General features: G+C 63.9%; 9 protein-coding genes. 5 read left to right on the top strand and 4 right to left on the bottom strand.

Translation table 11 applies throughout. The features are described from left to right. The 4 genes from CAPSK01_RS00420 to CAPSK01_RS00405 form a co-directional block, all read right to left on the bottom strand. Window positions 1-475: hypothetical protein (locus tag CAPSK01_RS00420; protein ID WP_034920872.1), on the bottom strand; the 475-nt coding region annotated here is incomplete at its 3' end. Between the two features lie 43 nt (window positions 476-518). Then, window positions 519-1,184, bottom strand: a complete 666-nt coding sequence (locus CAPSK01_RS00415; RefSeq protein ID WP_034920871.1) for an energy-coupling factor ABC transporter permease — start codon at window positions 1,182-1,184, stop codon at window positions 519-521. 26 nt (window positions 1,185-1,210) lie between these two features. After that, window positions 1,211-2,143, bottom strand: a complete 933-nt coding sequence (locus tag CAPSK01_RS00410; RefSeq protein ID WP_034920869.1) for an FAD-binding protein — start codon at window positions 2,141-2,143, stop codon at window positions 1,211-1,213. A 2-nt stretch (window positions 2,144-2,145) separates the two neighbouring features. Beyond that, on the bottom strand, window positions 2,146-2,895 hold the full coding sequence (locus CAPSK01_RS00405) for an electron transfer flavoprotein subunit beta/FixA family protein (RefSeq protein ID WP_034920867.1): 750 nt from the start codon (window positions 2,893-2,895) through the stop codon (window positions 2,146-2,148). A gap of 223 nt (window positions 2,896-3,118) precedes the next feature. Between CAPSK01_RS00405 and CAPSK01_RS00400 the strand changes: the two genes are divergently transcribed. From CAPSK01_RS00400 to CAPSK01_RS00380, 5 genes are all read left to right on the top strand, one after another. Further along, window positions 3,119-3,694, top strand: coding sequence for a TetR/AcrR family transcriptional regulator (locus tag CAPSK01_RS00400; protein ID WP_034920865.1), 576 nt, complete (start codon window positions 3,119-3,121; stop codon window positions 3,692-3,694). A gap of 237 nt (window positions 3,695-3,931) precedes the next feature. Beyond that, on the top strand, window positions 3,932-6,097 hold the full coding sequence (locus CAPSK01_RS00395; protein WP_034920863.1) for an ABC transporter substrate-binding protein: 2,166 nt from the start codon (window positions 3,932-3,934) through the stop codon (window positions 6,095-6,097). A 43-nt stretch (window positions 6,098-6,140) separates the two neighbouring features. Further along, complete coding sequence (locus CAPSK01_RS00390) at window positions 6,141-7,118, top strand: ABC transporter permease (RefSeq protein WP_034920861.1); 978 nt, start codon at window positions 6,141-6,143, stop codon at window positions 7,116-7,118. Then, entirely contained in the window at window positions 7,118-8,560 is a 1,443-nt protein-coding gene (locus tag CAPSK01_RS00385; RefSeq protein ID WP_034920859.1) for an ABC transporter permease, read from the top strand. The genes CAPSK01_RS00390 and CAPSK01_RS00385 overlap by 1 nt, the downstream gene beginning before the upstream one ends. Window positions 8,561-8,589: 29 nt before the next feature. Continuing rightward, window positions 8,590-9,371, top strand: a 782-nt coding sequence (locus CAPSK01_RS00380; RefSeq protein WP_273702822.1) for an ABC transporter ATP-binding protein, incomplete at its 3' end; no start/stop codon positions are given.

Below are 9,371 nucleotides of genomic sequence, written 5' to 3'. Positions count from 1 at the left end.
CCGGCGGCGGCGCCCCCACTGCAGTAGCGCCGCCGGGAGGAGTTGCCACGGGCGAGGGTATCGCCGCCGCCACACCGGCAAGGTGCTCCTCTGCCCGTCTCAGTTCTGCGACGTTGGCTTCGAGCCAGGCCAGCTTGTCGCTCAGCACCTGCTGGTCCGTATTCCCATCTCTGAGGATCTCGATCGTCCGCTGTTCAAGGCGCAGCAACTGACGGCCAAGGTCGGTCGTTGCGGGTGAAGCAGACAGTTCTTCGCTCAGGCGCAAGGGCATCGTCGGTTCAGCATTGACCCCGCCGGCCGCTGCCGGCAGCACGCGCTGCCTGACTCCCGGCAGAGGGTCCGGATCTTGCTGCGCCGCTGCCGCGGGGTCTGCTGCCCGCGACAGCGCGGGCGCCTCGGGCACCGCCAGCAGCAGGAGCAGCGCACAGATCATGGGCAGGAGGCCCGGCCAGAAGCCGGAAATGGGCAGCGCCATCAGGAATGCGCACCGTGGCGTGCGGAGAATTGACAAAGAGAAGTCATTTTGTTCCGAGAAACTGTGCATCCTCAAAATCCGCCAGCAAATCCGGCCGATAAACGGCAAACAGGGTAACGAACATTCCCGAAAGCCAGGCCTCTGAAAAACCCAGCAGAAAGAAATACGGGAGATACTCGCCAATCAGATACTCGCTGGAGTAGGCCCCGGCCAGCGCCAGCAGCAGGCATACCGTCACGCCGACAGCCATCACCGCCAGCGCTGCGGTGAAGAAGCCCTTGCAAAAAATATAGACGAACAGGTGGCGCGGCAGCAGCCATTCGACCAGCCGGTGCAGTCCCTGGCTCACGGCCACGCCGACGCCCGCCATCAGCAGGGCGTTGATTGCAAAAGCCTCGCTGCCGGCGGCTCCGTTCAGGCTGACCCCGACCAGAACCAGGCAAAGGCCGATGAATGCCAGCGACCATCCGAAACATAGGGTCAACAGCGTCGCGCCAAGCAGATGCAGGGACAGGCCAGGTCTGACTCCGGCCTGCAGATGCCAGAGCAGGATCAGCGCGACGATCATCGCCAGAAAGGCGTTCAGACGGGTGCTGTCGGCCAGCACCCGCCACGGCGCCCGTCTGGCCGCCAGCCAGGCGAGCGCGGCAAACAGCAACCATGCCAGCCAGGTCCATTGCCCGTCGAGCAGTCCGTCCGGCAAGTTCATGCCGCGGTCCCGGTTCCCGGGAAGGCTCAGCCGAGGGCAGCCTGCAGCGCCGGCAGGACTTCGAAGAGGTCGCCGACCAGCCCGTAATCGGCAACCTGAAAGATCGGCGCTTCAGCGTCCTTGTTGATGGCCACAATCACCTTGCTGTCCTTCATTCCGGCCAGATGCTGGATGGCCCCCGAAATGCCGACCGCGATGTAGAGCTGCGGCGCTACGATCTTGCCCGTCTGACCAACCTGATAGTCGTTCGGGGCATAACCGGCATCCACCGCCGCGCGCGATGCCCCCACGGCAGCCGTCAGCTTGTCGGCCAGGGGTTCGAGCAATTTATGGAAGTTCTCGTTGCTGCCCATGCCGCGCCCCCCCGAAATAATGACCTTGGCGGCGGTGAGTTCGGGACGTTCGGACTTGGTCAGTTCGCGGCCGATCAACTTGCTCCTGGCCACATCGGGGCCCGCAGCGAGAGTCTCGATACTGGCATGGCCGCCCTCGCCTGCCGCTTCGAAAGCGGTCGCGCGCACGCTGATGACCTTGATCGGGTCGGCCGACTGGACGGTGGCAACCACATTGCCGGCGTAGATCGGCCGCCGGAAAGTATCGGCGGAATCGACGGCGATGATCTCGGAGATCTGCGCCACGTCGAGCAAGGCGGCGACGCGGGGCAGAAAGTTCTTGCCGCTGGTGGTCGCAGCAGCCAGCAGGTGAGAATAGGCGGCAGCCTGCGCCACGACCAGCGCGGCGAGGTTCTCGGGCGACCGCTCGGCATAGGCAGCAGCGTCGGCGACCAGCACCTTGCTCACCCCGCTGATCCGTGCCGCCGACTCGGCTGCCGGCGCACAGGCGCTGCCGGCAACCAGCAGGTGGATGTCACCACCGATCCGGGTTGCCGCAGTGACGGCATGGAGTGTCGCCGCCTTGATCGAGATATTGTCGTGCTCAGCAATAACGAGAATGGCCATGGTCAGATCACCTTTGCTTCAGTCTTGAGTTTCATCACCAGATCGGCGGCATCGGCCACCTTGATGCCCGCCGTTCGTTTCGGCGGTTCGGCAACCTTCAGTGTCTTCAGGCGCGATGCGACATCGACGCCGAGCGCCGCCGGAGTGGTCGTCGCGAGCGGCTTCCGCTTGGCTTTCATGATGTTCGGCAGGGTCGCGTAGCGCGGCTCGTTAAGGCGCAGGTCGACAGAAACCACCGCTGGCAACGGCACTTCGATGGTTTCAAGACCGCCATCGATCTCGCGGGTGACCGTCGCCCGCCCGCCCGCGACGACGATCTTCGAGGCGAAGGTCGCCTGCGGCCAGTTCATCAGACCGGCCAGCATCTGCCCGGTCTGGTTGGCATCGTCGTCGATCGCCTGCTTGCCGCACAAGACCATCTGCGGTTGTTCATTCTCACACACCGCCTTGAGCAGTTTGGCGACGGCCAGTGGCTGTAATTCGCCTTCACTCTGGACGAGAATGCCGCGGTCGGCGCCGATGGCCATCGCCGTGCGCAGGGTTTCCTGGCAATTCGCCACCCCCGCCGAAACCACCACCACCTCCGTAGCGATACCGGCTTCCTTGAGGCGCACCGCCTCCTCGACGGCGATTTCGTCGAAGGGATTCATCGACATTTTGACGTTGGCCAGATCGACGTCGCTCGCATCCGCCTTGACGCGCACCTTGACGTTGTAATCCACCACCCGTTTGACTGGCACGAGGATCTTCAATTTTTCTCTCCTTTATTACTGCAGCGTAATCGATAGCAATCGCGATCCAGGCAGGCCGCGTTTGACATTGCCGAATGCTCACCGGACAATGCGCCATACCAGAGCGTATGGATGGCGTACGGTACCGTATGGAGTGATGCCTGTCAACACCATAGCCCGCGGCAGCGGTGCGTGAAATAGTAATATTGCCTTAGCTGCGTGATTCAGGAAAGGAGCACGGACGATGAAGCACAGAAATACCCGGCCACGGGCGGCACTCGACCGCAACGAGTGGGTCGAGGCAGCCATCGCAGTACTTGCCGAACAGGGCGTGCAAGGCATGCGGATCGAGGTTCTGGCGAAAGACTTTGGCGTCACCAAGGGCAGTTTCTACTGGCATTTCAAGGACCGTCAGGACCTCTTCAATGCCGTTCTCACGACCTGGCGTGACGGTCGCATCCGCGACATCAACAAGCAGACGGTGGCCACGCCTGGCAAGGAGCACGAACAACTCCTGCACCTGATCGAGGTCTACGGCGCCACGCGCAACCACAAAGGCATCTCGATCGAACTGGCGGTACGCGAATGGGCACGCCGGGATGCCCAGGCCGCCGCCGTGGTCGAGGAAGTCGACCACTGCCGTCTGGAATGCACCCGCAAACTGTTCGTTGCTCGCGGCCTTGCCGACGACGAGGCGAAGAGCCGCAGTCTACTGCTCTACGCCTACGTGTTCGGGCAAAGTCTGATGGCCTGCGAGAGCTATGACCCGAGGCTGAGCGACTTCAAGCGCTGGATTGCCGAACTGATCGTCAAGGAATAGCAATAGCGTCAGCCGGGGTGCGATCATCAGTGGCTACTGCGCAGCGTAGCGCGATCCATTCCAGCGCCGCCGCTTCCCCGTCAAGCCCCCGTCCTTCGCTGCGCAAACTGCCTGAAGTGACGCAATGGGCGCGTCAGCCTGCTGGCCGCGGTCCGTCTCGCCAGGCGTCCCCGGCAACATGGCCAGTGGCCATCGGTTCGGCAACGGAACCGCCCACTTCGCGCTACACTTCGGCCCATGCCTTTTTTCCGCTTCACTGTTCTGTCGCTGCTGCTCCTGCTCACGGCCTGTGGCAGCGAGCAGAACGACCCCTATCCGCGCGCCGAACGCGGCCAGAACATCCTCTACTCGGCATTCACCGAGCGGCCCAAGCATCTCGACCCGGTGCAGTCCTACACCGAGGACGAAATCACCTTCACCGCACAGATCTATGAGCCACCGCTGCAATACCATTACCTGAAGCGACCGTACACGCTGATTCCCCTGACCAGCGAGGCCGTGCCGACACCGCGTTATTACGACGATCGCGGTCGCGAACTGCCGGCGACTGCGCCGGCAGAAACCATTGCGCACAGTGTTTACGAGATTCGCCTTCGCCCCGGCATCCGCTATCAACCGCATCCGGCCTTTGCCAGCGATGCCGCCGGTCAACCCTGGTATCGGAATCTCGACCGTGAACAACTGCGCGGCATCGAGAAGATTGCCGATTTTCGCGCCACAGCCAGCCGCGAGCTGATCGCCGACGATTACATCTACGAGATCAAACGCCTGGCGCATCCACGCCTGCATTCGCCGATCTTCGGGATGATGGCCGAGCGCATCGTCGGCCTGCGCGAACTCGGCGCCGCGCTGCAGGCAGAAGCCAGGACGCTGCCACCGGACGCCTGGATCGATCTCGACCGCTTTGCGCTCAGCGGCGTCACGCGGGTCGACCGCCATACCTATCGCATCACCCTGCGCGGCAAGTACCCACAGTTCGTGTACTGGCTGGCGATGCCCTTCTTCGCGCCGGTACCGCGCGAAGTCGACCGTTTCTACCACCAGCCCGGCATGGCCGCGAAGAATCTGACGCTCGACTGGTATCCGGTCGGCACCGGCCCGTTCATGCTGACGCAGAACAATCCGAACAGCCGCATGGTCCTCGAACGTAACCCGAACTTCCACGGCGAGACCTATCCCTGCCTGGGCGACCCCGAAGACCAGGCCGACGGGCTGCTGGCCGACTGCGGCAAGGCGCTGCCATTCATCGACCAGGCGGTCTTCTCGCGCGAAAAGGAGAGCATTCCCTACTGGAACAAGTTCCTGCAGGGCTATTACGACGCTTCGGGGATTTCCTCCGACAGCTTCGACCAGGCAGTTCGGCTCGGCGTCGGTGGCGACGTGCAATTGAGTGACGAGATGCGTGGCAAGGGGATTCACCTGCTGACCAGTGTGCGCGCTTCGATCTTCTACATGGGTTTCAACATGCTCGACCCGGTCGTCGGTGGCCTTGCAGAAGAGCAGACAAAGCTGCGTCAGGCGCTGTCGATCGCCATCGATCAGGAGGAGTTCATCTCGATTTTCATGAACGGTCGGGGTATTGCCGCGCATGGCCCGCTGCCACCGGGAATCTTCGGTCATGTCGAGGGTGCCGCGGGCATCAACCCGGTGGTCTACGACTGGATCGACGGGCAGGCGCGGCGCAAGCCCATCGACGTGGCCAGGAAACTGCTCGCCGAAGCGGGCTGGCCGAATGGTCGCCACGCCAGCACCGGCGAGCCGCTGGTGCTGAATCTCGACACCACGGGCGGGGGCATGGGCGACAAGTCGCGACTCGACTGGCTGACGCGCCAGTTCGCCAAGCTCGACATTCAGCTCGTGGTTCGCTCGACCGATTTCAACCGCTTTCAGGAGAAGGTCCGCAAGGGGGCGGTGCAGCTCTACTACCTGGGCTGGAATGCTGATTATCCGGACCCCGAGAACTTCCTGTTCCTGCTCGCCAGTCGCGAAGGCAAGGTCGCCAAGGGCGGCGAGAACGCTTCCAACTACGCCAACCCGGCGTTCGACCAACTCTTCGAACAGATGAAGAACCTGGAGAGCGAAGGACCGCGCGGCGTCGAGAGGCTGGCGATCATCCGCCAGGCGGTGGCGCTGCTGCAGCACGATGCACCGTGGATCTACGGCTTTCACCCGACGAGTTATACGCTGAGCCATGTCTGGCTCAAGAATCGCAAACCGACCGAGGTCGGCCACAATACGCTCAAATACCAGCGCATCGACGTCGCCGAGCGGCAGCGCCTGCGGCAGGAATGGAATCGGCCGGTACTCTGGCCGCTGGCGGCAATGGCCGTTCTCCTCCTGGCCATGTTCCTGCCGGCGGCGCTCGGCTATCGCCGCCGCGAGCGCAGTACGGCACGCGGATGAAGCCGTTGATGACCAACCCGCTACAGCCACTTTCACGATAACCATGCTTGCCTATCTCATTCGCCGTCTGCTCTACGCGGTGCCGATCCTGATCGGCGTCAACCTGATCACCTTCGCGCTGTTCTTCGTGGTCAACACGCCCGACGACATGGCACGCATGCAGCTTGGCGTCAAGCGCGTGACGCCGGCAGCCATCGAGCGCTGGAAAGCCGAACGCGGTTACGACAAGCCGCTGTTCATCAACCCGGCGGCGACCGGCAGTGCGGTGTTCACCGATACCATCTTCTTCGCCAAATCGGCGCGCATGTTCGCCGCCGATTTCGGGCGCGCCGAGGACGGTCGCGACATTGCCAGGGAAATCGTCTCGCGGATGGGCCCGTCGCTGGCCATCGCCCTGCCGACCTTCATTCTCGGCCTGCTGGTGACGGTCTCGTTTGCCTTGCTGCTGACCTTCTTCCGTGCCAGCTATCTCGATTTCTGGGGCGTTGTCCTGTGCGTCGCGATGATGTCGATCTCGGGCCTCTTCTACATCATCGGCGGCCAGTATCTGGTCAGCAAGATCTGGCGACTGGTGCCGATCTCGGGTTATGGCGGCGGCCTCGACGCCTGGAAGTTCCTGATCCTGCCGGTGCTGATCGGCGTCATCTCCGGCATCGGCTCCTCGACGCGCTGGTACCGCACGATCTTCCTCGAGGAAATCGCCAAGGACTATGTCCGCACCGCGCGTGCCAAGGGGCTTGCCGAAGCGGCCGTGCTCTTCCGGCATGTCCTGCAGAACGCCATGATTCCGATCCTGACCGGCGTGGTGGTGGTGATTCCACTGCTGTTCATGGGCTCGCTGCTCACCGAATCGTTCTTCGGCATCCCCGGCCTCGGCAGCTACACCATCGACGCGATCAACGCGCAGGACTTCGCCGTCGTGCGCGCGATGGTGTTCATCGGCTCGGTGTTGTACATCGTCGGACTGATCCTCACCGATCTCTCCTACACCCTCGTCGACCCGCGGATTCGTTTCCATTGATGGCCCCCGTCGTACTCTGGTCGGACGGGCTGATCTGGCTGCTGGTGCTGGCGGCGAGCGTGCTCGGCTGGCTGTCCCGGCGCAATCCGCTGTGGCGCGCCGCCTGGCAGCGGGTCGGCCGGAGCCGGTCAGGAATGGCGTCGGCAACGGTGTTGCTGGTCTTCGTCTGCATCGGTCTGCTCGATTCGCTGCACTATCGGCCGCGCCTCGAAGAGAGTGCCGGTCGCGGTGTCGGCACCGCCAGCGAGAAAACTGCGGTCTATTCGGTCGAAGTGCTGTCGCTGCTCGACTTCCTCCTGACGCCGCTGCGCACGCGTACCGAGAAAACCTATTCGGAACCCCTGGCGACGCGTGCACACGCCAAGGAGTCGATCAAGGTCCGCGATGCCGACGGCCAGCTTCGGCAGAGTCGCGAATACCCGCGGCTGAAACATGGCGGCGCGCATCTGGGTGCCGACGAGGCTCGCCGCGATGCCGACGTCGCTGAACGCGTCCTGCGCGCGCTCGGCCTGGCAATGCTGGTCTGGTGGTCGCTGGCGGCAGCGACCGCGGCGCTCCTGGCGCGTCGCCAGCACTGCTCGCACCGGCAAGCATGGCGGCGGATCTGGCACAACGAGAGCGATCTGGCCTGCAATGCGGTGCTCGCCGCGATCGCCGGATTGCTGCTGTGCGGCCTGCCACTGGCGATGCTGGCCACCGATTACCATGTCTTCGGCACCGACAAGGTTGGCCAGGACGTGCTCTATCAGGTGCTCAAGAGCATTCGCACGGCGCTGGTCATCGGCCTGGTCACGACCCTGGTGATGCTGCCGGTGGCGATCTTTCTCGGCGTCGTCGCCGGCTACTTCCGCGGCTGGGTCGATGACCTGATCCAGTACCTGTACACGACCTTGAGTTCGATTCCCGGCGTGCTGCTGATCGCCGCCGCAGTGCTGATGATGCAGGTGCTGATCGACACGCATCCGCAATGGTTCGCCACCGCCGCCGAGCGCGCCGACCTGCGTCTGCTGGCACTCTGCTTCATTCTCGGGGTGACCAGTTGGACCGGCCTGTGCCGGCTGCTGCGCGGCGAGACGCTGAAGCTGCGCGAACTCGAGTACATCCAGGCGGCGCAGGCCTTTGGTGTTTCCGACCTGCGCATCATCGCGCGCCACATCTTCCCCAACCTGATGCACATCGTGATCATCGCACTGGTGATGGACTTTTCGAGCCTGGTGCTCGCCGAGGCGGTGCTTTCCTACGTCGGCATCGGCGTCGACCCGACGATGATCAGCTTCGGAACGATGATCAACAATGCCCGCCTGGAGCTGGCCCGCGAACCGATGGTGTGGTGGTCGCTGGCGGCAGCATTCGTTTTCATGTTCACGCTGGTGCTCGCAGCCAACCTGCTGGCCGACGCCGTGCGCGACGCTTTCGACCCCCGCCTGACGGGGTCGGCATGAGCCAGGAAGCCACCGTGAACGAAGAACACTTGCTCGAAGTGCGCGATCTCTCGATCGCTTTTGCCAGCGGGCGATCACTGCTGGCGGCGGTCGATGGCATCGGCTTCGCGGTCGCTGCCGGCGAGACGCTGGCGCTGCTCGGCGAGTCCGGTTGCGGCAAGTCGGCAACGGCGCTGGCACTGCTGCGGCTGCTGCCGACTGCCGGGCGGATTCTCGGCGGCGAAGTCTCATTCGCCGGCCGTGACCTGCTGCGGCTGCCGGAAGCCGAAATGCGCGGTGTTCGCGGTGGCGGCATGGCGATGATCTTCCAGGAGCCGGCAACCAGCCTCAATCCGGTGTTGACCGTCGGTCGCCAGTTGGCCGAGGTGCTCGAACGTCACCTCGGGCTGGCCGGGCAGGCGATACGCGCGCGTTCGCTCGAACTGCTGACGGCGGTCGGCATTGCCGACCCCGAGCGCCGCCTCGGTGAATATCCCTTCCAGCTCTCGGGCGGCATGAAACAGCGGGTGATGATCGCGGTTGCGCTGGCCGGCCAGCCGCGTCTGTTGATTGCCGACGAGCCGACGACGGCGCTCGACGTCACCATCCAGGCGCAGATCCTCGAACTGCTGCGACGTGTGCAGGCCGAACGGGCGATGGGTATGCTGCTGATCACCCACGACCTCGGCGTCGTCGCGCAGATGGCGACCCGCGTCGGCGTCATGTACGCCGGCGAGATCGTCGAAGAGGCGCCGCGCGCGGCCTTCTTTGCCTCGCCACGCCATCCCTATACGCACAAGCTGTTCGCCGCCCTGCCCGACCTGGCGCGGCG

Origin of the sequence: Candidatus Accumulibacter vicinus (assembly GCF_000584955.1) — a bacterium.
In the GTDB taxonomy this organism is placed as follows: domain Bacteria; phylum Pseudomonadota; class Gammaproteobacteria; order Burkholderiales; family Rhodocyclaceae; genus Accumulibacter; species Accumulibacter vicinus.
The sequence above is the reverse complement of the archived record's forward strand: the minus strand, read 5'-3'. Positions and strand labels throughout refer to the sequence as shown.